Below are 23,200 nucleotides of genomic sequence, written 5' to 3' on the forward strand. Positions count from 1 at the left end.
CTGAGGCATGGAGACATTATTATTATCACCCTTCTCTTAACCCCTTTTCACTGCCACCAAAACTGTCGCTTTTCATGACCTTGGTTTGGGCAATACTGATAGTGTCGCTGGCAGCCCTCGACGATATTATCCACCGCTTCGCGTTTGGTGAGGCTGTGGTCTACACAATGGGGCTCTGTGCGGTTTGTGCCGTTGACTATGTGGTGTTCAGCATATCAACACTATATTATGTTGGCTATCCGTTGCTTATAGCCTATTTCGCCTATGCCGTTTACTTGCGCATGAAGGCGCATGTGCCAGGACTTCGTTGCGGCAATTGCGGACAACCATTGGCCCATACAGGCGTATGTCCGCACTGTGGTGCAGAGAATTATTGAAAACGTTGGGGTCAGATCATCTTTTTGATAAGTGCCACAAATCTTGGACCGTATTTAGTCTTCTTGTGTTCTCCAATACCCGAGATGCCGCCGAACTCGTCGAGCGTGACAGGCTTTTCGGTCGCAAGGCTATGCAGTACCTTGTCGTTGAACACGATATAAGGTGGAAACCCTTCCTCATCGGCACATTTCTTTCTAAGAATGCGTAGTGCCTCAAACAGTCTTGGGTCTTCCACTCTATCCCCGACATTAGTGAAGTGGGGTATGACGAGTTGTATCTTTTTCGTGCGCCTCTGTCTTACAGGCATATCGTCATTGGCATTAATCTCGCATAGCATGGCTTTTTTCCTTCCGAAAAGCACTTCTGCCCCGGCAGTGGTCACCACAACGGCTTCTGCCTTGTCGTATGCTATTTCGAAGAACCCCATCTGCAACATTTGAAGAGTGTAGTCTTTCCATTGTTTTGTTGTCAGTTCTTTTCCCACTCCGAACGTAGGAAGAAGGTCATAGTTTTTTCTTACAACATTTGGCGACTTCATACCTTTCACGATCTCTATGATGGTAGACACCTTGGCACTCTCTCCAGTGCGCTTTGCAGCGCTAAGGGCCATTTGTACGTATTTTGTACCGTCAAATCTCTTTGGCGGATTCTGACATACGTCGCAGTTGTGGCAATCGTGGTCGGAGGTTTCGTTAAAGTAATTAAGGAGAATACGTCGTCGGCATACCACAGATTCGGCATATTCTCTCATTCTGAGAAGTTTTTCACCGTTCACCTCTTTTTGTCCACTTTCCTTGATGAATTTCTCAAGCAGGATGATGTCTTGTAGAGAATAGAACAATATGGTTTCGGCTGGTGCCCCGTCGCGTCCAGCGCGTCCTATTTCCTGATAATAGCTCTCTATGCTTTTGGGGAGGTTGTAGTGAATAATCCATCTGACGTTGCTTTTGTCGATGCCCATTCCGAAGGCTATCGTGGCACATACCACGAGGATGTCGTCTTGCTTGAACTGTGCTTGCGTGATATCGCGCTCTTCAGCTTTCATGCCTGCATGATAGGCTGCCGCCCTTATGCCTTGGGCAGACAGTTCTTTGGCTAGCCTTTCTGTCGACGCCCTGCTGAGACAATAGATAATGCCAGCTTCGAGAGGTCTCGCCTTGATGAAGTTGATGATGAATCGTGTCTTCTCCTTTGGAGTGTAGCCTCTCTTTACTGTCAGGCTAAGGTTTGGACGGTCGAAACTCGAGATGAACACCTTTGGCTCGTGTAGATGAAGCTGGCGGATGATGTCGTTGCGGGTTATCTTGTCGGCAGTGGCGGTAAGGGCCATCATCGGAACGTCGGGAAAACGGTCGCGCAGTTCGCCCAACTGAGAATACTCGGGACGGAAGTCGTGGCCCCATTGGCTGATGCAATGAGCCTCGTCTATGGCAAACAATGAAATGTGAATATTGGACAGTAAGAAAGGCATCTCGGCAAGAAGCCTCTCTGGAGACATGTATAGCAGCTTTATGTCGCCTGCGGTAGCCCTTCGTCTGATTATCATGTCTATGCCAAGGTCAACGGCACTGTTGAGTGCTTCCGCTTTAATGCCGTTAGCCTTCAGAGCCTCTACCTGGTCTTTCATGAGGCTGATAAGAGGCGACACCACAATGCAAGTCCCAGGCATGGCAAGGGCAGGTATTTGGTAGCAGATACTTTTTCCGCCGCCAGTGGGCATGAGAACAAGAGTGTCGTGCTTTTTTCTAACAGAGTCGATGATCTCCCTTTGGTTGTCACGGAAAGAGTCATAGCCAAAATATGTCTTTAAAAGGGATTGTATTTCCATAAAAATGTGATTTTGCTGCAAAGTTATATTTTTTTTAGAAAAAAAAGAAATATTTTCGTATATTATTTCAATTATTTTTGTAATTTTGCCGATGATATTATTAATTCAAATAAACTAAGGTTATGGCTAAGTACAATATTACCGAAAAAAAAGAAAAGGAGGCTGCCTATCGGACGCTGGTGAATCCTCAGTTAATGGACGAGATGAAAGAGAAAATTCTCGAAATCATCGTTATGAAGAAAAAGTATAAGGACAAAGACTACTCGGCAAAAAAACTGGCTGAAGAACTTGGTACCAATACAAGGTATATCTCGGCGGTGGTCAACGTAAGGTTTCACATGAACTATACATCATTTGTCAACAAGTTCAGAATAGAGGAGGCTATGACTATTCTTACAGACAAACGATATATGGACCTGAATATGGAGGAGGTGAGCGATATGGTGGGATTTGCCAACAGGCAGTCGTTCTATGCCTCTTTCTATAAAATCATGAACATGACCCCAAGAGACTATCGCTTGCAACATCAAGCACAGAAAGCAAAGGCCAAAGAGGCAAGAATAAAGAAAAAGGAACAAAACGCTGAATAAATGAATAATACTTCCCGTGAGTTCTCCTACGTGGAGGAACGGTTTGCGGATATACAATTGCTCAGATACCGTCTCGACGGATTTGAGCAATTGTCGCTTGAACAGAAAACTTATATTTATTATCTCGCTGAGGCTACTCTCTGCGGGCGTGACATCACCTTCGACCAGTTTGGAAAGTACAATATCTTAATCAGAAGAGTGCTTGAAACTATCATCACGGCTCCACATGTTTGTCACGACACACCAGACTTCAAGGCTCTTGAAGTATATCTGAAAAGAGTGTGGTTCTCTAATGGTATACATCATCATTATGGGCAGGAAAAGTTTGTGCCTGATTTTTCAAAAGACTATTTTACTAAAACTGCAACCGATTGTTGTATCAATAACGGGACGTTTGGCGATGACGACGAAGTGAAACGTCTTGTGGCCTGTCTGGCCGACGTCATTTTCAATCCTGATATCTTACCTAAACGTGTAAACAAAGCCGACGGAAGTGACCTCGTCAAAACATCGGCATGCAACTATTATGAAGGAGTGTCGCAACAAGAAGTGGAAAACTTCTATGATACAATGAAGAAAAAGCATGGTGACAACTCCCCCTCGTTCGGACTCAATTCGAAACTTATTAAAAGGGATGGGGCTCTGTATGAAGACAAATGGAAGATAGGTGGAATGTATGGTGAAAAGATTGAGAAAATCGTTTACTGGCTGGAAAAAGCACGCGAAGTGGCGGAAAACGACAGACAGAAAAAGGTCATTTCGCTGCTCGTGGAATACTATAGAACAGGAAATCTTGACATCTTTGACCAGTATTCCATTGAGTGGATAAAAGAAACAGAAGGGTCTGTTGACTTCATAAACGGATTCATAGAGGTATATGGTGACCCTATGGGCATTAAAGGGTCGTGGGAAGGTTTGGTGGAATATACTGACATTGAGGCCACTGAAAGAACAATGAAGATAAGCGATAACGCACAGTGGTTTGAAGACCACTCGCCTGTAAATCCCATATTCAGGAAAAAGACAGTGAAAGGGGTTACGGCAAAGGCTATTTGCGCCGCAATGCTTGGTGGTGATGAGTATCCTTCCACTGCTATAGGTATCAACTTGCCGAATGCAGACTGGATAAGGTCTCAGTATGGAAGCAAGAGTATCACTATCAGCAATATTACTGACGCATATAACAAGGCGGCAAAAGGAAACGGAATGCTACAGGAATATGTGGTTGACGATGATACTATCGAAATGATAAATAAATATGGCGACACATGCGACTCTTTGCATACCGACCTTCATGAATGTCTTGGACATGGCAGCGGACAGATACTTGAGGGAGTCAGTCCCGACGCACTGAAAGCTTATGGCAGCACTATAGAAGAAGCAAGGGCAGACCTCTTCGGACTATACTATATGGCAGACGCCAAAATGGTGGAGTTAGGACTGCTTGACAACCTTGAGGCATACAAAGCAAACTATTATACATACATGATGAACGGACTCCTGACCCAACTCGTAAGAATAGAGCCAGGTAACGACATTGAGGAAGCTCACATGCGCAACAGGGCCATGATTGCAAGATGGTGTCTGGAAAAAGGTGGCGCCTTGAGAATGGAAAAACGTAACGGGAAGACTTATGTCGTGATAGACAACTATCCACTGCTACGTTCTCATATTGCAGAACTATTGGCTGAGGTACAGAGAATAAAGAGCGAGGGCGATTTTGAGGCAGCAAAAAATCTTGTGGAAAATTACGCAGTGAAAATCAACCCCGAACTTCACAACGAGATTCTTGAAAGATACCGTAAGCTTGGCATAGCACCTTATAAAGGATTCATCAATCCAGTATTGAAACCGATGAAAGACAGTAAGGGCCGAATAGTTGACATCGTGGTTGACTATACCGAAAGCTACACTCAGCAGATGTTAAGATACGGTAGGGATTATTAAGTAGAACTTGAAATAAAAATGCAAAATAACGAACAGCTTAATGAAAGGGTAAAGGAGATAAAACAGTCGTTCAGGCTGATGATGGACGGAGTGGCGTCACAATCCATGCGTGACAAAGGCTTAAACTACCATGTCAACTGGGGGGCGTCGTTACCCATGCTTAAACAGAAAGCTGCTGAGTTGGGAAAGGACTACGACCTGGCTATTGCACTTTGGAAGGAAAATGTGAGAGAGTGTAAGATACTCGCCACGCTGCTAATGCCTGCAGACAAGATACTATCCGAAGTGGTGGATATATGGATGGAACAGACCACCTCGCAGGAGATAGCCGAGCTCGCATCCTTTAATCTCTACCAGCATCTGCCATTTGCAGCCGAAAAGGCCTATCAATGGATAGCGTCAGAAAAGGAAATCTATCAACTCTGTGGCTTCCATGTGCTCGCACGTCTTTTCGGACGAGGCCAAGAACCTAACACGCGTGGCATAAACGAATATCTCGACCAAGCTTTAGCCGCCCTACAAGGGCAATCGCTTGCAGTAAGAAAGGCGGCACTGTCAAGTCTCATAAAGTTTGCCGATTTAGGGCTTGTGTATGAGAGATTGGCAAAAAGTGCAGCAAAAAGTATCAATATGGATATAATTTAATACATTTTTCTCGAATATTATATCTAAAATGCTTTGTAATTCGCAAAAAATGTGTAATTTTGCCGTTGCTAACAGAATGAGAAGAGATGGAACAGAACGTAGCGAGAGATAAAGCAAAGGCTTTGCTAAACGATTATCTTGAGATGAATAATCATCGCAAGACACCGGAAAGGTATGCTATTCTTGATGCTATCGCTTCTATGGATGAACAATTCTCCCTCGACCAGTTGATGGAAAAACTCACTGGGGAACTTAGATTTCCTGTCAGTCGTGCCACACTTTACAATACGATGAACTTGTTTGTAAAACTGCGAATCGTCTTCAGACACAGACTCGCAAGCAAGACCACTTACGAATTCTGCCAATTTGAAGGAGGAAATATTCATCAGGTGTGCAGTAACTGCGGAAAGATAGTACTACTGCAATCGTCTGAAGTGGAGGATGCTATAGAAAAGATGAGGCTTAAACGCTTTAAACGAGACGGATTTGCGGTATATATCTATGGTATCTGTAGCACATGTCAGGCAAAAATCACAAGAAAGAAGAACAACGAGAAATAGTGTAAACTCTACAACGTTGGGCAAATGCGAACTTAAATTAATAACTTGACAATAATAATGAAAAAAGGTAAAGTAGATGTCCTGCTCGGTTTGCAGTGGGGCGACGAAGGCAAGGGAAAGGTCGTTGACGTGCTCACACCACGTTACGACGTTGTTGCACGTTTCCAGGGAGGACCCAATGCTGGTCACACTTTGGAGTTTGAAGGAGAGAAGTATGTGCTTCGCAGTATTCCTTCAGGCATTTTTCAGGGAGGAAAGGTTAACATCATCGGTAATGGTGTCGTATTGGCTCCAGACTTGTTTATGGATGAGGCCAAGGCTCTTGAGGCAAGTGGACATAGCTTGCGCGAACGCTTGCACATATCCCGCAAAGCACATCTCATAATGCCTACTCATAGAGTTCTCGACGCTGCTTACGAGGCTGCAAAGGGAAAGAGTAAGGTGGGGACTACAGGAAAGGGCATCGGTCCTACTTACACCGACAAGGTGTCACGCACTGGACTTCGCGTGGGCGACATATTCGACGATTTCAACCGAAAGTATTCTGAATGCAAGGCGCGTCATGAGGCTATTCTGAAATCTATGAATTTCGAGTATGACATCGAAGAAGTGGAGAAGAAATGGATGGAAGGAATAGAGTATCTCAGACAGTTCCCCATTGTTGACTCTGAACATGAAATCAACTCTCTGTTGAAAGAGGGTAAGTCGGTACTTTGCGAGGGTGCACAGGGCACATTGCTTGATGTAGACTTCGGGTCATATCCATTTGTCACATCTTCAAATACGATATGCGCAGGTGCCTGCTCTGGACTTGGAATAGGACCTAACCGCATCGGAGAGGTTTATGGTATCATGAAGGCTTACTGCACACGTGTCGGAGCTGGACCATTCCCGACAGAACTCTTCGACGAAACAGGTGCCACCATACGACAGATAGGACATGAATATGGTGCAGTGACAGGTCGTGAGCGCCGTTGCGGATGGATTGACCTCGTGGCTCTCCGATATGCTATCATGATAAATGGTGTGACTCAGCTCATTATGATGAAGAGCGATGTTCTTGATGGATTCGACACCATCAAGGCTTGTGTGGCATATAAGCAAAACGGCAAGGAAATCAATTACTTCCCATACAATATTGAAGAGGGAATAGAACCAGTATATGTCGAGATGCCTGGCTGGAAAACTGACATGACACAGTTCACAAGCGAGGAACAGTTCCCTGAGGCTTTCTCAAACTACGTGAAATTCCTTGAGGAGCAGCTTGAGACTCCCATAAAGATAATCTCAATAGGTCCGGACCGCGAACAGACAATAGTAAGATAATGGCACAGAAACCAAGTATACCAAAAGGAACGCGTGATTTCTCGCCAGTGGAGATGGCAAAGAGAAACTATATCTTCGACACCATACGCGAGGTGTATGCTTTATATGGTTTCCAGCAAATAGAAACACCTGCCATGGAGACTCTGCAAACCCTTATGGGAAAGTATGGGGAAGAAGGCGACAAACTTCTATTCAAGGTGCTCAACAGTGGCGACTATCTCAACAAGGTGAGCGATGAGGAACTATGCGAGCGAAATACTCTCAAACTTGCTGCCCGTCTCTGCGAAAAGGGACTACGATATGATCTGACAGTGCCGTTTGCACGCTATGTCGTAATGCATCGCGACGAGTTGCAACTGCCGTTTAAGAGATACCAGATACAGCCTGTATGGCGTGCCGACCGACCACAGAAAGGACGCTATCGTGAATTCTATCAGTGCGATGCCGATGTGGTGGGTAGCGACTCTCTGATGAACGAGGTGGAACTGATGCAGATTGTAGACACTGTATTCACACGATTCGGTGTCAGGGTTCTGATAAAGATTAACAACAGAAAGATTCTTACCGGAATAGCGGAAGTCATAGGTGAGGCAGACAAAATTGTGGATATCACTGTAGCCATCGACAAACTCGACAAAATTGGTATTGACAATGTCAATCAGGAATTGCGTGAAGATGGCATCAGCGAAGAAGCCATAGAAAAACTTCAGCCTATCATTAATCTTACCGGTACAAATGCCGAAAAGTTGCAAGTCATAGCTGATGTCCTTGCTTCGAGCGAGACAGGACTAAAAGGTGTGGAAGAAACAAAATTCATTCTTGACACACTCGAAAAAGTAGGACTCAACAACGAGATAGAGCTTGACCTTACACTCGCACGCGGCCTGAACTACTACACAGGAGCTATCTTTGAGGTTAAGGCTCTCGACACTCCAATGGGCAGCATCACTGGCGGTGGACGTTATGACAATCTCACAGGCATTTTCGGTATGCCTGGCATTAGCGGTGTGGGCATCTCATTTGGTGCCGACAGAATATTCGACGTGTTAAACACTCTTGACCTCTATCCGAAAGAGGCAGTTTGCAGCACACAACTCCTTTTCGTCAATTTTGGAGAGAAGGAAACCGAATATTGTCTGCCTGTTGTGGCAAAGGCTCGTCAAAATGGTATCAGAACGGAGATTTATCCTGATTCGGCAAAGATGAAAAAGCAGATGAGCTATGCCAATGCAAAAGGTATTTCGTTTGTGGCTATTGCAGGAGAAAACGAGATTGCTGAAGGTAAGTTTACTCTCAAAAACATGATTACAGGAGAACAGAATCTCGTCACTCCTGATGAACTTGTCGAAACTCTAAAATCTTCCAAACTGTAAGGTTGGAATAGTATTGCGAATAAGTCCTGTGAGGGCGACATGATTGTTTTTTGTGCTTGTCGTCATTGCAGGACTTATACCTTACAATCTACTTGATTAAAAACAAAACTAATTATGAACTATCTTAAACATCATCATTTCGGAACTGCTGCAACATTAGTTGCTGCCATTTTCTCATTTTTCATATTGTTTTCTTTTAAGCCATCGTCGAAAGTAAAAATATTCATGATTGGCGATTCAACAATGGCAAATAAGAAATACCAATCCACACCGGAAAGAGGTTGGGGAATGGTGCTCGCTTGCTTCTTCGACGACGAGGTGGAAATAGATAATCATGCAGTCAACGGACGCTCGTCAAAGAGTTTTATCGACGAGGGTAGATGGCAGAAAGTTATTGACAATGTAAAGCCTGGCGACTACGTGTTCATACAGTTTGGACACAACGACGAAAAACCACAACCAGAAAGACATACCGACCCAGGCACTACGTTTGATGCAAACCTGCGACGCTTTGTGGAAGAAACCCGCCAACGTGGAGGTATACCGGTGTTGTTCAATGCTGTAGTAAGACGAAACTTCCAAATTGTTGAGGAAAAAAACGACGACGACGAGAAACTTCGTCTTATCGACGCAAAGACAGCTCCATTAGTGAAGGAAGGCGACACGCTTCGCGACACTCATGGCGCATATCTTGACTCGCCGCGTAATGTAGCACATGAAACAGGTTGTGCCTTTGTTGACGCAAATCTCATTACTCATAATCTTGAACAGTCACTCGGACGCGAAGAGTCAAAAAAACTACACATGTGGTATAAGCCCGGCGAGCATCCAATGTTGCCCGATGGACGTCGAGACAATACACATTATAATATATATGGGGCTCATCGTGTAGCAGCCCTTTTGGCAGAAGCCGTGGCAAAAGAAGTAAAACCGCTAAGGCGACACTTGGTTAGTTACGATATAGCGGTAGCCCGCGATGGCAGTGGCGACTATTTCACAATTCAGGAAGCTATACAAGCAGCACCTGAAGGGAAAAAGGTAACTATACAGATATTAGGAGGGGAATGGGAAAAACCAAAGGAAAATAAGGTAAAGAATATTAAATTCTACCTAAGAAATGGGGCAAAATGGATAAATTAGTAATATTTATATGATTAAAAAATGTAAATTACTTGGAAGTATACCAACTTTTGAGTACTTTTGCAAATGAAAAAAAAGACAGTTTATATTAAACATTAACTATAAAAAACATCTAATTATGAAGAAGAAATTTATTTGTTCAGTTTGTGGTTATATCTATGAAGGTGAAACTGCTCCTGAGAAGTGCCCACTATGTAAGGCTCCTGCTTCAAAGTTCTCAGAACTGAAGGATGACGGCGAGGCTTCTTTCGCTACTGTTCACGTTCTTGGCGCAGCTCGCAAGGAAGGTGCTAACGAAGAAATGATTAAGGATCTCGAGGCTCACTTCAATGGTGAGTGCACAGAGGTTGGTATGTATCTTGCCATGAGCCGTCAGGCTGACCGTGAGGGATATCCTGAAATAGCAGAGGCATACAAGCGTTACGCTTTCGAGGAGGCTGAGCACGCTTCTAAGTTCGCTGAACTGCTTGGTGACGTTCTTGGTGATACAAAGGCAAACCTTGAAGCTCGTATCGCTGCTGAGAAGGGTGCTTGCGAAGACAAGTTCCGTATTGCAAAGAACGCTAAGGCTGCAGGCATGGACGCTACTCATGACACTGTTCATGAAATGGCTAAGGACGAGGCTCGTCACTGCGCTGGATTCATGGGTCTTTACAAGCGTTACTTTAAGTAATAGATGTAATAACTCTATTATTTCAATATATTAAAATGTGAAGAAGTTAAGGAAGTAAAACATAATTCTTCTGTTGCTGACAATGTTGCATCAAGAATAATACTTCCTTAACTTTTTTATTATATTGACTTCTGAAATTATATATCCAAGTATACAATAAAACAAGATTTTTGTCGTTTTATAATATGATGAAACGACTTTTTTATTCCTTTATTGCAGCTCTGCTGCTTATTGCCGGCTCTTGTTCTGACGAATCTTACTCTACAAGCCGCAATGACAAGTTATTATTCTCTGTCGACACGCTGAAGATGGATACTGTGTTCAGTGGTGTCCCTTCGTCTACATATTCTTTTAAAGTATATAACCATAACGACAATTCATTGCGTATCAGTCAGGTAAGGCTTTCGAGAGGAAGCCAAAGTGGCTTTAGGGTGAATGTCGATGGAGTGTATCTCGACAATATGAACGGTAGTCAGGCTCAGAATTTTGACATTCGTAAAGGCGATAGCTTATTGGTGCTTGTGGAACTGACTTCACATTCAACTAATCAAACCGAGCCGCAGGCTGTTGAGGATAAACTCCTCTTCACCCTTGAAAGCGGTGTAGAACAAAGCGTTAGTCTTTTGGCTTGCTCCTGGGATGCAGTAAGCTTGAGAAACCTCGTCGTAAGCAACGACACTACCATAAGTTCATCAAAGCCCATTGTCATATATGGAGGAATAAAAGTCGATAGTGGAGCGGTGCTTACCATAAAATCGCCTGCTTCTCTTTATTTTCATGCATCAGCCGGTATCGATGTATTTGGACGTCTAATAATAAAAGGGCAACAGGATGATGAGGTGGTGATGAGAGGTGACAGACTTGACCGAATGTTCGACTATCTACCTTACGACCGTGTAAGCGGACAGTGGCGAGGTATTCGTTTCCACAGTTCATCAACTGCAAATTGTATTGACTATGCAGACATTCATAGCGCTGAAGACGGATTGGTGTGCGATTCTGCAGAAATAGACCCGTCGGTATTACGTCTTGATTTAGCACATACGACAATACATAACTGTAAAGGCTACGGACTGAAAGCCGATAATTCACGAGTGAGTCTCGTTAATTGTCAGTTGACAAATACATTAGACGATTGTCTTTCAGTGACAGGCGGCGAAACGGATATTATCTACTGCACACTTGCACAGTTTTATCCTTTCAGTGCCGACCGTGGTGTAGCATTGCGTTTTGGCAATTATGAGAATGCTGTTCAGCGAGGAACATTGATGTGTCAGAATAGTGTAGTAACCGGTTATTCAGAAGATGTTGTGATGGGCGACTCACTTGCTTTTGACTATCATTTTGTCAATTCCGTTTTAAGAACTCCAGCTGTTTCAGACAGTGTTCTGCTCAAGTCACGATTTGAGAATGTAGTGTTTGAGACCAGCAAGGACTCAATAAACGGAGATATGCACTTTGTAGCTGTAGACCTTGACTTACAATATTACGATTTCCATCCCGACACCCTTTCCACACTTCGTTTACAAGCCATTCCACTTGAGGCTATAAGAGACGATCGTGAAGGGCGTAAACGAGGCGATCAACCAACCATAGGTTGTTTTGAGTAGTGATAATGGAATAAGAATTATCAGAACTCCACATAGGGAGATATGCGTTGCAGGTCAGCATCAGTGAAATCAGGACAAGCATTGAGATCTTGTAAAGATTTCAATGGTCCGTAACTTCGTCGATAATCCACTATAGCCTTTGCCTGATAGTAATTGAAGTATGGATGGCTACGCAGTTGAGACAATGTCATCTTGTTGATATTGAGTTTATTGTTCAGTTTCTTTCCAATGCGTATGTAATTTTTTGCATCCTGCGGAAAACCATCAATTTCATCAAGTTGTTTTATGCTGGCATATCCACCCAGACGCCTTCTGTATTCAATAATTCTGCGGGCATAGTAGCTGCCAATTCCTGGCACTCGTTTTAGTAATGAAGTGTCAGCTTCGTTAAGGTCGACAAATTCTCCCGAATGCAGTTTTTTGGATTCTCTATTCAAACCCCTGTAAACACTGTCTTTCGACTGATAAGAATTGGTATGTATGGATTTTCCTTTTTCACTATCTTTGGAAAATAGGGAAGATGCGGGTAATGAATACTCAGGAGCTATACGGATATATGGTTCCAGTCTGCGATAGTCATGGACTGTAAGTCCATAAAGGCGGGCGAAGTCTGATGGCTTTCGGTAGGTTCCACCGCGGCTGCGATATTTATATATCGACGCCACCTGCCATCTTCTCAGTCCGAGTCTTAGTAGCGCTGTACTGTCGGCAGTGTTAGGGTCAAAGGCGAAAAGTTCTCTTTTGTCTTCGTATTCAAGACTTTCCGCCTCAGCCCTTTTTTGCCTCTGTTCTGAGTCTTTTTTTTCTTTCTCCACCCTTACTCCACCAATGTCAGTTTTCAGTCCACCTTTTATTACGACAATGATGAGTGCCATTGTTGAAATTAGAGTGCAGATAGCAAGTAAAGCTCTTCTGTTGCCTATCATCATATTTGTCAATGGCAGTTACATCTTATCCGATTTCATTGCATTTCTTTGCAGATTTGCGTGAAATCGGACTTTTAAGCGTAAAATTAATGGCGTTGAGCGAATGTATATCGTTGCCTTTCATGTCATACATGTCAGCTTTGAGTATTCGTTCTGCCTTTTCTTTTACGTGACGCCCATAGAAACCTGCAAGCGAGGGAATGTTTAGTTGGAATGATATGCCTCGCTCTTTCAGTTGCTTATAGTCGTTCATATCCATATATTCATATCGCTCAGGATGTGCCAGGAGAGGGAAATATCCCTTTGCCTTAATATTGTCGAGCATTTCGTGAAAACGAATTGGTGCATTGAAGTATGATGTCTCAACAAGCAGATAATGTTTTCCTTCTTCGAGCGGAAGGAGCTCGTCGGCTTCGAGAAGTGTATTAAACTGATTGTCGAGCATGTATTCAGCTGCAAGTGATAATTCCAGATTTCCCTTATATTCAGTCTTTACCTTGGCAAACCTGTTCAGCAAGTCAGCTTTTTTGTTAGGTATGTCTTCCATTACGTGTGGAGTAAACCATATCTTTCTTACTCCTTGTTCTTCTAAGAGTGAGAGTATGCTGATGGTGTCTTCTATTTTTTTTACGCCGTCGTCTACGCCAGGCAAGAGGTGAGAGTGGCAGTCGATGATGCCTTGCAATACGCCTGATGATGCAAATGATTTAGTGAAAAACATATTGTTTCTATATTATGTTGCTTATGTGAAAAGAAAAAAGAGGAAAGCGGCGCCATTGTGGTCATCCACTTTCCTTTATTCTTGTTTTTAAACGAGAACTGATTAATATCCGTTGTGATATCCGTTGTGGTATCCATTATGATAACCATAGCGGTAACCATAACGATACCCATATCTGTAGCTATAACGTCCCACAGCACTTTCTGTACCGTTGAGAATGAGCGACAGGTTCTTGAAGCGCTTTTGCTGATAGATATTTTCCAGCTCAGGTATCATTGAGCGTTCAAGCAGTCCGGCTCTTACCACAAATACTGTTCGGTCAGCACATTTTTCGATAATCTGTGTGTCGGCAACGATATCGATAGGCGGACAGTCGATGAAGATATAGTCGTATAGTGGTCTCAATTCTTCAATGAGCTTGCCGAGCTTTCCGTTTTCGAGCAATTCGGTCGGGTTTGGAGGAACAGTACCTATTGGCATGATGTGCAAATTATCCATCTTGCCGTATTTGACAATAAGGTCCTTCCAGTTGTCGGTACGGTTGCTGAGGTATTCGCTCAATCCCTTCGATGGAGAGTTTACATAAGAAGAAGTGGAACCATGTCTGAGGTCGCCGTCGATAACGAGGATTTTCTTGTTTTTGATAGCAAAGCTTGCCGCGATGTTCATTGTAAGGAATGACTTACCGCTGCCAGGATTGAACGACGTCATCACAAGCACATTCTTATTCTTGTCGCTACCAGCCATAAAGTCCATGTTGGAGCGGAGCACACGGAATGCCTCGTTTATTACGTCTCTGTTGCCTTCTTCCACAACAAGAGTCTTCAAACCATCTTCCTTTTCTTTCTTTTTCTTGAAGAATATCGACTTGCTTGCCTTCTTGCCTGTAGCATAGAGAGGAATTTCTCCGAGGAAAGGTACGTTGACCTTGTCGAGATCCTTTCTTCCACGCAGCTTGGTGTTCATATTTTCAAGCAGGTAGATGATTACGGCAGGAATGGCAAATCCAACAACAATTGCCACGAGGAGTATCAGAGGCTTACGTGGAGCAGTAGGAGACTTGCTTCCTCTTGGAGTGGTTATCACTCGTGTGTTGTAAGCGGTGAATGCTTGCGAGAGCTCATTCTCCTCACGTTTCTGCAGCAGGTAGAGATAGAGAGCTTCCTTCACCTTTTGCTGACGCTCAACCGAGAGCAGGTATTTTGCTTGGTTCGGGCTTGACGCAAGTTTGTTTATCGAAGTAGCTTCCTGCTGGCGGTTACTATTTATCTGTGAGTTGATGGAAAGTATCAAGTTGTCGATAGACTGTACTATGGTTTTCTGCATGCTCTGCAAAGAGCTTGTAAGGTCTTGAACGAGTGGGTTTGCCTCACTACTGTTGGAAATCAGTCGGTTGCGGTCAAGTACCATATTATTATAGTTGTTTATCTGAGTCTCGATATTTGCGTTGGCAATACCAGAGTTTGTAGGCAGGGTTTGGTCTATTGACTTGCTTGTGAGTTCGTGTCTGATATATTGAGCTGTTGTGAGCTGGCTGTTAAGTTCAAGAATAGCCTTTTTACTTTCAGCCGACTGGTTCATATACAAGGCAGAGGCAGCCTGTACGTCAGGCAGCAAGTTTGCACTTTTAAAGCTTGAGATGTTAGCGTCCACATGTCCGAGTTCGCCCTCAATTACGCCAAGGCGTTCACCGATGAACTGTGAAGTGCTGATAGCGATTTGGTTTTTGTCGAGAATCCAGTTTTCGTTATACACCTCAATGAGTGTATTGAGTATGTCTTCAGCCTTTTTTGGAGAAGTAGCCTCAGTGGTAAGTGTGATAACGGTACCTTCCTTGTTGTCCAGTTCAGCCACGAGTTTTGTAGAGAGAGCATCAGCGAGGTCGTCGATGTTCTGTTTGCTGTATGTTATCTTTTCTCCGATAAAGTCTTCGCGTGCTGTTTTGGTGCCGTGGACAGTCATTTGTCCTATTGGTGTCATCACGACTTTTCCTATATTGCCTTTCACTTCTTTGTCATACTCAACCTTACCGTCTTCAGTATACATTTTGAAGTCATATAAAGTGAACGAATGTTCGTCGTTGAGTTTGATTACAAAGGAGAATGGATATTTGGATTGTTTACGCATCATTACTTCCACGGGCGATGTCCCATAGAGTTCCACTCGTTTTAGTCCTTCACGTACGCTGTATACCTCGTTCAGTCTAAGTCGCTTCACTACTTCAGTCATGAGATTAGGCGACTTTATTGTAGACAATTCATTTTTTATGTTCGTATTAGACTTGAACAGTCCGCCCATGTCAGCGAAGTCGCTGATGAGGTTTGACGATTTTCCCTTAGCGTCTTCCTTAATGAGTATGGAAGCTGTTCGGGTGTAAATGTTTGGAGTTCTGAGCAGATAAAGCACAGCAGCCGAAGCGCAAATCAAAACAGAGAGTACGAACCATCTCCAGCGTGGCAGACAAAGTCCCCATAAGTCTTGCAGACGAAGGAAATCATCGTTCTGTTCATTTGTCTGATTATTATTGTTTGTTTCCATTTATTTAAGATTTGGATGATAATAATTACTTGAATAAAAGAACACCGAGTGAGCAGAGGAACGAACCGATGCTGAGCCAGAATCCAGCCGACTTCACACTGTTTTCGTTAAGTGTGGATTGTCCGGCACGCACATCGTTTGGTTCAACGTAAATAACGTCGCTTTGTTTGAGATAATAAACAGGCGAGTTGAAGAAATCCTTAGAACGGATGTCAACCATGTGAGTGATTCTTTTTCCGTCTTCCTCACGAATGACATATATAGCATCGCGTTTACCATAGATGTTAAGGTCTCCAGCCATGGCAATAGCTTCAAGCAGAGTGACTTGGTCTTTTGATATGGTATATTTTCCAGGGTTCTTTACTTCACCAAGCACTGAGAAGTACAGATTCATGAATTCCACTGTAACCACAGGGTCTTTGATAAGTTTGCTGTCGATAATTTTTTGTTTGATGACAGCAGCCACCTGGCTTTTAGTCAGTCCTCCGATATGTATCATACCAAGTTGTGGAAAGTCGATGTCTCCGTTTTGGTCGAGTGTGTATCCGGAAACCTCACCATTTCCATAGTTCGTACTCATTGTAGTGTAACCAGCACGATACTGTGCTCGAGTAAGGTTGAAAAGCGAGGCGAGTTCTGGGTCCTTACTTGATACGATGATAGAGATTTGGTCTTGTGGCTGTAGGGTAATATCCCTTACAGCTTCTATGACCTCTGGTCGGTTAAGTGGCACGTCTTGGAAATAGACGATTTTCTCAGAAGTGTGGCATGACACCAGCACCAATGCCACTAGAAGAAGGCTTAGAAAATGCTTTTTCATATAATTATTTTGTTTATTTTCCCTTTAGTATTGTATTTATTATTTAACGAATAATCTTCAAGAGAAGGCTTTTTCGCTGCAAAGTTACCGAAAATTTAGTTAAGTTCCAAATAAAAAATCATGTTTTTTCTAAAAAAAGTATGTTTATTGACAACTTTTCTACAAATAGTAAAAAAAAGTGGGTGATTTTATTGAAAAACAATATCAATCACCCACTTACTTATTTAAAAAAACTCCTATTTCACTGAAATCTCTTTTGTGCAAGACATCTTGCGCTGTTTGTCAAAAACAGTAACCTTAATTGTTCCAGGTGTTGTAGAACTTCTTACCACGAAAACCGTCTTTCCGCTAAACAGAGCCATTTCCGGTTGTTTCATTGGTTGAAGAGAAGTTGCGTCGCCGTTGCATGCTGCCTCGAAGCTGCCATTTCCTTCAACCTTTATAGTAATATTGTCTGAAAGGGTAGGGCAGAAGGTGCCATTTTTGTCAACCAAACTTACTGTGATGTAAGCGAGATCCATTCCGTCAGCCTTCAGTGTTCCGTCAGATGAAGCCGGACACTCAATGTCAAGTTTCATTTCTGCAGGTTTGCCGGCAGTTTTTCTACTGTCTTCTCCCACTACCGTACCATTGTTGTCATAAGCCACGACACGTATTTCACCAGGCTCATAAGCAACGTTGTTCCATCTCAGTCTGAATCTGTCGAGTCGGGAGTCTTTTTGTTTCTTTATACGTCCTTGGCTTTTTCCGTTTACGAACAGTTCAGCCTCATTAGCGTCGGTGTAGCAATAAACTGGAGTCACTTGTCCTTCCCTTCCAGGCCATGTCCAGTGAGGCAGCAGGTATACGGTGTGAGCATTGGTGTTCCAATGGCTTCGGTAGAGGTAGTAGCGGTCTTTTGGCAGACCTGCAAGGTCGCAGATTCCGAAATAGCTGCTGCGGCTTGGCCAGTAGGTGTCGTAGGGAGTAGGTTCGCCGAGATAGTCATATCCAGTCCATACGAACTCTCCTATAACCCACGGATAGTCCTCTTGGCATCTCCAGTCGTCGTCAGGAAGATTGCTCCACGAGCAGTATTCAGTGTCGTAGCTTGAGCATTGTCCGTCGTCGTAAACAGCCTTGTCGCTCACTACGACAGGGAATTTGTACACACCTCTTGAACTTACTGTAGATGCAGTTTCCGAACCGAGTAAAAATCCCTTTGGCAGTTGTTTGATATTATTTTCGTATTTATGAACCCTATAGTTAAATCCTGGCACATCCATTACTTGTGCGAACCCCGACTTGAGTGCCCTTTCAGCCTTGTCCATGCCCTGTGTTACAGGTCTTGAAGGGTCGAGTTTGTGACAGATGTCTTGTAGGTGACGTGAGATGTCCACACCTTCTTTAGACCATTGTTCAGGTATTTCGTTACCAATGCTCCACATTATGATTGAAGGGTGGTTACGATGGTGACAGACGAGGTTTGTGATGTCTCTGTTAGCCCATTCCTTGAAATATTTGGCATATCCGTTTTTGCATTTCGGGTAAATCCACATATCGAAACTTTCAGCCATGACCATCATTCCGAGCGAATCGCAAATATCCATCTGCATGGTTGATGGCATGTTGTGAGCCGTTCTTATGGCGTCGCATCCCATTTCCTTCATGGTTTTTATCTGCCTGATGAGAGCGGTTTCGTTTTCTGCAGCACCGAGTGGTCCAAGGTCGTGGTGAAGGCATACACCTTTAATTTTTCTTGTTATTCCATTGAGTTGGAATCCACCTTCTTTTGTTACGCTAATCGTACGAATGCCGACATTATGTGTTTCTTCGTCAAGCGTCTTACCGTTTAGGGAATGTGTGAGTCTGATTTTGTAGAGATAAGGCGACTCCGGTGACCAGAGCTTAGGTTTCGTTACGTTAAGTTGCATCACCACATATCCTTCATCGTCAGTGGTTTGCGAAGCTGATGCCACAATATTTCCTTTGTTGTCGGTCATTTCCGCCTTGGTAATACCTTTTTGCCCCGACACTTGAGCTATGAGTTCGAGTGTGGCTTTTTCTGCCGATGCATCAATGGTGCGTATATAAGTCTGCCATGTGTTGAAGCGAGTGTCGCCAGTGAGCAAGAGTTTCACAGGTCTGTATAGTCCGCCTCCGGGATACCATCTGCTGCTTTCCTCCACGTTGTTGAGCGACACCTCGATATCAACATTCTTTATGTCTTTGATGGGGAAGTCCACATTAAAGGCGTTGTATCCATATGGCCACCAAGCCAGTTCTTTCCCATTTATTTTTACATGTGCATTGCTCATGGCTCCATCTATCATAAGAGTAGCCTTTGAGTATCCTTCAGGTATCTCTACAGAAGTTCTGTAGTGTCCCTCTCCAATCCAGGGCAATGCCCCAGACCTTCCGGACTTTTCTGTTTTTTCCTTTTCTCCGTTTTGTTCAATGGCAACCCATTGCAAGTCCCATTTTTTGTCGAAAGGTCCAGCTATGGCCCAGTCGTGTGGAACGCTTACTTGAGTCCATTGTTGCATGTCTCTCGAGAACTCCCATCCGTTATTGAGTTCCACGACACGCCTTTCTTGTGCATTAGCCATGGCAGCTATAGCTAAAGCAATGATAGTTAGTTTGTTACGCATAATAGTAAATTAAGTTTATAGGTAAACGTCTTCGTATACGGGAGTTTTCTTTTTCTTCTTCTCCGTAGCTTCCGAGTTATTGTTCTCGCGTTGTGTCTCGTTCACTTGTGGGGCATTTTTCGGTTCGGTCAGAGGAGTTTCTTTCTTTTCTATTACGTTACCGTTTTCGTCAAGCATTACCTCTTGTTCTGTTACCACCTCCGTACTGTCTACGAGGGTAGAGTCATCATCTTTTTTATGCCAATAGCTTGAGCAGTTATAGTCTTCGTATGCTATGTCGTCCTTTGGTTTTCCAAATTTTCCGTGATACTGTTTCATGTTAGGGTCGTCGAGCACAGCTTGGAAGAAATATCCGCATATAGGCAGTGCGGTACGGCTTCCTTGTCCGAGAGCACCAGTACGGAAGTGAATACATCTGTATTCTCCACCTACCCAGGCACCGGCCACCAGGTTAGGGCTTACTCCCACGAACCAAGCGTCAGAGTGGTTGTTGGAAGTACCAGTCTTTCCGCCGAAATCCGTGTCAGGATGAGTTCCCACAAATCTCCACAGGCTTTGGCTAGTACCTCCCGGTTCTCTCATGCCACCCATGAGCATTTGTTGCATGAGGAAAGCGCTTCGGTAAGGAATGGCTTGTTTTTGAGTTGTGGGCGCCGTGTAAACTTCGTTGCCGTCTCGGTCGAGGATGTGTGTTACGAGAATTGGCTCGTGTGTCATTCCGTCGTTCGCCACGGTGCTATATGCATTTACCAGTTCAAGCAGGTTAACGTCGCTGGCACCAAGAGCCAGTGAAGGCGTGTTGTCGAGTTTGCTTTTGATGCCCATTGCGTTAGCAGTCTCGATAATGTTGTATATGCCCATTTCCTGTCCCAGTTTCACTGCTATGGAATTGATGCTTTGTGCAAAAGCACCTTTCAGAGGTATCGTGTCACCGGTGAAGTAACCGTTAGCATTGGTAGGACACCAGTTCACCTCTTTTTTCTTTTGTGCGTCATACACTTTCATGCTGATAAACTCATCCCTTCTTCTGTCGCAAGGCGTTAGTCCTTGGTTCATGGCTTCAGTGTAGACAAAGAGCTTGAAGGTAGATCCAGGTTGTCTCATGGCGGTGACTTTGTCGTATTTCCACGATTTGAAGTCAATGTCTCCCACCCATGCCTTTACATGTCCGTTATGAGGGTCCATAGCCACGAAACCGCAGTGCATAAACCTCACCATATATCTTATGGAGTCCATCGACGACATGGTCATTTCGACAGTTCCCTTTTCATAATCAAACAACTTCACCTTGTGTGGTTTATTCATATAGTAGTCTATGGAATCTTGGTTGCCATCAAATCTTTGTTTAAGTTCCTTGTAGCAAGCCTGTCTTTGTGCGATACCTTCGATAAATCCTTCAATCTCCTGATGTCTCTCGTCTTGCCATGGGTTAGTCTTTCCCCAGTGGTTGTTGAAGTTTTTTTGTACCACAGCCATTTGTTTTAATGCAGCTTGCTCAGCATATTTTTGCATTCTGGTGTCAATAGTGGTATAGATTTTCAGTCCACTTGCATCGAGGTCGAATCCGTTTTCCTTGCACCAAGGTTCAAGATAGTTGGCCACAGCCTCTCTGAAATACTGGGCCTGTCCGTCGTATCTGCTCTCAACGCTGTAGTCGAGTTTTATCGGCAACGATTTTAGCGAGTCGTAAATCACTTTGTCGAGATGTCCTTTGTTCACCATGTTGTTCAACACAGTGTTTCTTCTCTTGAGGCTGTTTTCAGGATTAATTCTCGGGTTATAGTAAGTAGTGGCTTTCAGCATTCCCACGAGTATGGCAGCTTGGTCTGTTGTCATATCTTTCGGTGTAGTGCCGAAATAAGTTTTGCATGCCGTCTTTATGCCGAAAGCATTTGAACCGAAGTCCACGGTGTTGGCATACATGGTAAGGATTTCCTGTTTGTCGAAAATCATTTCAAGTTTCACTGCCGTGATCCATTCTTTGCTTTTCATTATCAAGATCTTAAGACCTGGAATGTTTCCGAGCAATCCCGTCGAGTAGTTTGTTCTTACTCGAAACAGGTTTTTTGCAAGTTGCTGTGTGATGGTCGAAGCGCCTCTTGCGTCCCGATGTACGGCATAGTCTTTCAACGCGGCAAAAAGTCCAATGGGGTCAATACCCTTATGATGGAAGAATCTCTCGTCCTCAGTGTCAATAAGTGCTCTCCAGAATTCAGGGTTTACGTCGTTGTACTTTACCGGTTGTCTGTTCTCATTGAAGAATTTTCCGAGTAAGACACCGTCGGCGCTGTAAATTTCAGAAGCCTGGTTGCTGACCGGGTTTTTAATTTGCGCAATGCCAGGAGACTTTCCGAAAAGCCACAAGAAGTTGATGTCTACAGCACCAAGATATAGAAAGAGAGCTACGATGCATGACAGAAAAGCCACGGCAGTTTTCGTATACCATTTTCTTCCCTTGTATAGATTCGCATACCACGTTCCGAAACGTCGGAACTCTGACCAGCAGGAGCAAGCTATTCTGGCAAAGGCTCCATTTTTTTTCTCTTCATTATTATTCATAGTCGAGAATTTTTGTTCAGTCAACAAGTCAACTTGTCAACCAAATACATAAATACTTTATCTGTTTCAGCGGCATCAAACCAGACGATGTCGTTGTCTTTCTTATACCATGTCAGTTGTTTTCGCGCATAACGGCGCGTGTTTCCCTTTATTCTTTCTATCGCTTCCTCCATCGTCCATTCCCCGTCGAAATACCTGAACAATTCCTTATATCCCACGGTGTTCAAAGCATTCAGGCTACGATAAGGCAGAAGAAGTCTAGCCTCTTCCACCATACCGTTTTCCATCATTTCGTCTACCCTTCGGTTTATTCTCGAGTATAACTCTTCCCTATCCCTATTGAGTGCAATCTTAATGATTCTGAACGGTCGTTGTTTTTTTTCTTTCACCCTGAACGAAGAGTAAGTACGACCGGTTTGGTGACAAATTTCCAGTCCGTGCACAACTCTTCTTGGATTGTTTTTATCCACGAAGTCATAGTATTGCGGGTCTTTGACCTTGAGTTCCTGCAGCAATGCTGTCAGTCCTTCTTTTTCAAGACGTTGCTTGTATAGCAGTCTCACTTCGTCGCTGATGGTAGGAATATCGTCGATACCGTTACACACTGCGTCAATATACATCATGCTGCCACCAGTAAGCAGCGCTATGGCGTTATCCTTGTCTTTGAACATGGAATAGAGCAGTTTCATCACGTCTTGTTCGTACATCGAAGCGTTGTAGTATTCGTCGAGTTCGAGCAAATCCACGAAGTAATGCCTTACCCTTTTCCTTTGTTCGGGAGTAGGAGCCGCAGTGCCGATCTGCATACCGCGGAAAATCTGTCTTGAGTCAGCATTAATTACCGGAATATTAAATTTTTCGGCAATTCTGAGGCAGAGTTCCGTTTTTCCCACGGCAGTAGGACCTGTGATAACGATAAGGGTGTTCATTTATGAT

17 protein-coding genes are annotated in these 23,200 nt (G+C 43.8%); 9 read left to right on the forward strand and 8 right to left on the reverse strand.

The annotated features are described in order from the left end of the window. Positions 1 to 388: 388 nt before the first annotated feature. Positions 389 to 2,200: a DNA helicase RecQ gene (recQ, locus tag CIK98_RS14860; protein WP_094385655.1), complete on the reverse strand. Its 1,812-nt coding sequence runs from the start codon at positions 2,198 to 2,200 to the stop codon at positions 389 to 391. A 128-nt stretch (positions 2,201 to 2,328) separates the two neighbouring features. Between recQ and CIK98_RS14865 the strand changes: the two genes are divergently transcribed. The 9 genes from CIK98_RS14865 (at position 2,329) to CIK98_RS14905 (ending at position 12,070) form a co-directional block, all read left to right on the forward strand. After that, on the forward strand, positions 2,329 to 2,796 hold the full coding sequence (locus tag CIK98_RS14865) for an AraC family transcriptional regulator (protein ID WP_094385604.1): 468 nt from the start codon (positions 2,329 to 2,331) through the stop codon (positions 2,794 to 2,796). Further along, the gene (locus CIK98_RS14870; RefSeq protein WP_094385606.1) at positions 2,797 to 4,743 is read left to right on the forward strand and encodes a dihydrofolate reductase; all 1,947 of its coding nucleotides are present in this window, start codon (positions 2,797 to 2,799) and stop codon (positions 4,741 to 4,743) included. An 18-nt stretch (positions 4,744 to 4,761) separates the two neighbouring features. Beyond that, positions 4,762 to 5,388, forward strand: coding sequence for a DNA alkylation repair protein (locus tag CIK98_RS14875; RefSeq protein WP_094385607.1), 627 nt, complete (start codon positions 4,762 to 4,764; stop codon positions 5,386 to 5,388). 86 nt (positions 5,389 to 5,474) lie between these two features. Then, entirely contained in the window at positions 5,475 to 5,948 is a 474-nt protein-coding gene (locus CIK98_RS14880) for a Fur family transcriptional regulator (protein WP_094385609.1), read from the forward strand. A gap of 57 nt (positions 5,949 to 6,005) precedes the next feature. Next, positions 6,006 to 7,274, forward strand: a complete 1,269-nt coding sequence (locus tag CIK98_RS14885) for an adenylosuccinate synthase (protein WP_094385611.1) — start codon at positions 6,006 to 6,008, stop codon at positions 7,272 to 7,274. Then, entirely contained in the window at positions 7,274 to 8,647 is a 1,374-nt protein-coding gene (gene hisS, locus CIK98_RS14890) for a histidine--tRNA ligase (RefSeq protein WP_094385613.1), read from the forward strand. The genes CIK98_RS14885 and hisS overlap by 1 nt, the downstream gene beginning before the upstream one ends. 114 nt (positions 8,648 to 8,761) lie before the next feature. Then, the gene (locus CIK98_RS14895) at positions 8,762 to 9,787 is read left to right on the forward strand and encodes a rhamnogalacturonan acetylesterase (RefSeq protein WP_094385614.1); all 1,026 of its coding nucleotides are present in this window, start codon (positions 8,762 to 8,764) and stop codon (positions 9,785 to 9,787) included. 118 nt (positions 9,788 to 9,905) lie between these two features. Continuing rightward, the gene (locus CIK98_RS14900; RefSeq protein ID WP_094385616.1) at positions 9,906 to 10,460 is read left to right on the forward strand and encodes an NADH peroxidase; all 555 of its coding nucleotides are present in this window, start codon (positions 9,906 to 9,908) and stop codon (positions 10,458 to 10,460) included. 185 nt (positions 10,461 to 10,645) lie between these two features. Next, a complete protein-coding gene (locus tag CIK98_RS14905; RefSeq protein ID WP_094385618.1) occupies positions 10,646 to 12,070 on the forward strand; it encodes a hypothetical protein in 1,425 nt (474 codons plus the stop codon). Between the two features lie 20 nt (positions 12,071 to 12,090). Here CIK98_RS14905 and CIK98_RS14910 read toward each other — a convergent pair whose 3' ends face one another. The 7 genes from CIK98_RS14910 to miaA all read right to left on the reverse strand — a co-directional run bounded on the left by CIK98_RS14910 (position 12,091) and on the right by miaA (position 23,193). After that, positions 12,091 to 12,999 (reverse strand): helix-hairpin-helix domain-containing protein, encoded by a 909-nt coding sequence (locus CIK98_RS14910; protein ID WP_094385620.1) that lies wholly within the window; start codon positions 12,997 to 12,999, stop codon positions 12,091 to 12,093. Between the two features lie 22 nt (positions 13,000 to 13,021). Continuing rightward, positions 13,022 to 13,717: a tyrosine-protein phosphatase gene (locus tag CIK98_RS14915; protein ID WP_216358981.1), complete on the reverse strand. Its 696-nt coding sequence runs from the start codon at positions 13,715 to 13,717 to the stop codon at positions 13,022 to 13,024. Positions 13,718 to 13,819: 102 nt separating this feature from the next. Then, on the reverse strand, positions 13,820 to 16,255 hold the full coding sequence (locus CIK98_RS14920) for a polysaccharide biosynthesis tyrosine autokinase (protein ID WP_094385622.1): 2,436 nt from the start codon (positions 16,253 to 16,255) through the stop codon (positions 13,820 to 13,822). 25 nt (positions 16,256 to 16,280) lie between these two features. After that, positions 16,281 to 17,075: a polysaccharide biosynthesis/export family protein gene (locus tag CIK98_RS14925; protein ID WP_094385624.1), complete on the reverse strand. Its 795-nt coding sequence runs from the start codon at positions 17,073 to 17,075 to the stop codon at positions 16,281 to 16,283. A gap of 236 nt (positions 17,076 to 17,311) precedes the next feature. Next, the gene (locus CIK98_RS14930) at positions 17,312 to 19,705 is read right to left on the reverse strand and encodes a DUF4982 domain-containing protein (RefSeq protein ID WP_094385626.1); all 2,394 of its coding nucleotides are present in this window, start codon (positions 19,703 to 19,705) and stop codon (positions 17,312 to 17,314) included. 15 nt (positions 19,706 to 19,720) lie between these two features. Continuing rightward, a complete protein-coding gene (locus CIK98_RS14935; RefSeq protein WP_094385657.1) occupies positions 19,721 to 22,264 on the reverse strand; it encodes a transglycosylase domain-containing protein in 2,544 nt (847 codons plus the stop codon). Positions 22,265 to 22,284: 20 nt separating this feature from the next. Beyond that, positions 22,285 to 23,193, reverse strand: coding sequence for a tRNA (adenosine(37)-N6)-dimethylallyltransferase MiaA (miaA, locus tag CIK98_RS14940; protein ID WP_094385628.1), 909 nt, complete (start codon positions 23,191 to 23,193; stop codon positions 22,285 to 22,287). Positions 23,194 to 23,200: the final 7 nt, after the last annotated feature.

It is taken from the genome of Prevotella sp. P2-180, assembly GCF_002251435.1.
Taxonomy (GTDB): Bacteria; Bacteroidota; Bacteroidia; order Bacteroidales; family Bacteroidaceae; genus Prevotella.

Excerpts from the sequence above, each read along its gene's own strand:
- CIK98_RS14865 (WP_094385604.1), top strand. The coding sequence starts at position 2,329 with ATGGCTAAGTACAATATTACCGAAAAAAAAGAAAAGGAGGCTGCCTAT.
- CIK98_RS14870 (WP_094385606.1), top strand. The coding sequence starts at position 2,797 with ATGAATAATACTTCCCGTGAGTTCTCCTACGTGGAGGAACGGTTTGCG.
- CIK98_RS14875 (WP_094385607.1), top strand. The coding sequence starts at position 4,762 with ATGCAAAATAACGAACAGCTTAATGAAAGGGTAAAGGAGATAAAACAG.
- CIK98_RS14880 (WP_094385609.1), top strand. The coding sequence starts at position 5,475 with ATGGAACAGAACGTAGCGAGAGATAAAGCAAAGGCTTTGCTAAACGAT.
- CIK98_RS14885 (WP_094385611.1), top strand. The coding sequence starts at position 6,006 with ATGAAAAAAGGTAAAGTAGATGTCCTGCTCGGTTTGCAGTGGGGCGAC.
- hisS (WP_094385613.1), top strand. The coding sequence starts at position 7,274 with ATGGCACAGAAACCAAGTATACCAAAAGGAACGCGTGATTTCTCGCCA.
- CIK98_RS14895 (WP_094385614.1), top strand. The coding sequence starts at position 8,762 with ATGAACTATCTTAAACATCATCATTTCGGAACTGCTGCAACATTAGTT.
- CIK98_RS14900 (WP_094385616.1), top strand. The coding sequence starts at position 9,906 with ATGAAGAAGAAATTTATTTGTTCAGTTTGTGGTTATATCTATGAAGGT.
- CIK98_RS14905 (WP_094385618.1), top strand. The coding sequence starts at position 10,646 with ATGATGAAACGACTTTTTTATTCCTTTATTGCAGCTCTGCTGCTTATT.
- CIK98_RS14910 (WP_094385620.1), bottom strand. The coding sequence starts at position 12,999 with ATGATGATAGGCAACAGAAGAGCTTTACTTGCTATCTGCACTCTAATT.
- CIK98_RS14915 (WP_216358981.1), bottom strand. The coding sequence starts at position 13,717 with ATGTTTTTCACTAAATCATTTGCATCATCAGGCGTATTGCAAGGCATC.
- CIK98_RS14920 (WP_094385622.1), bottom strand. The coding sequence starts at position 16,255 with ATGGAAACAAACAATAATAATCAGACAAATGAACAGAACGATGATTTC.
- CIK98_RS14925 (WP_094385624.1), bottom strand. The coding sequence starts at position 17,075 with ATGAAAAAGCATTTTCTAAGCCTTCTTCTAGTGGCATTGGTGCTGGTG.
- CIK98_RS14930 (WP_094385626.1), bottom strand. The coding sequence starts at position 19,705 with ATGCGTAACAAACTAACTATCATTGCTTTAGCTATAGCTGCCATGGCT.
- CIK98_RS14935 (WP_094385657.1), bottom strand. The coding sequence starts at position 22,264 with ATGAATAATAATGAAGAGAAAAAAAATGGAGCCTTTGCCAGAATAGCT.
- miaA (WP_094385628.1), bottom strand. The coding sequence starts at position 23,193 with ATGAACACCCTTATCGTTATCACAGGTCCTACTGCCGTGGGAAAAACG.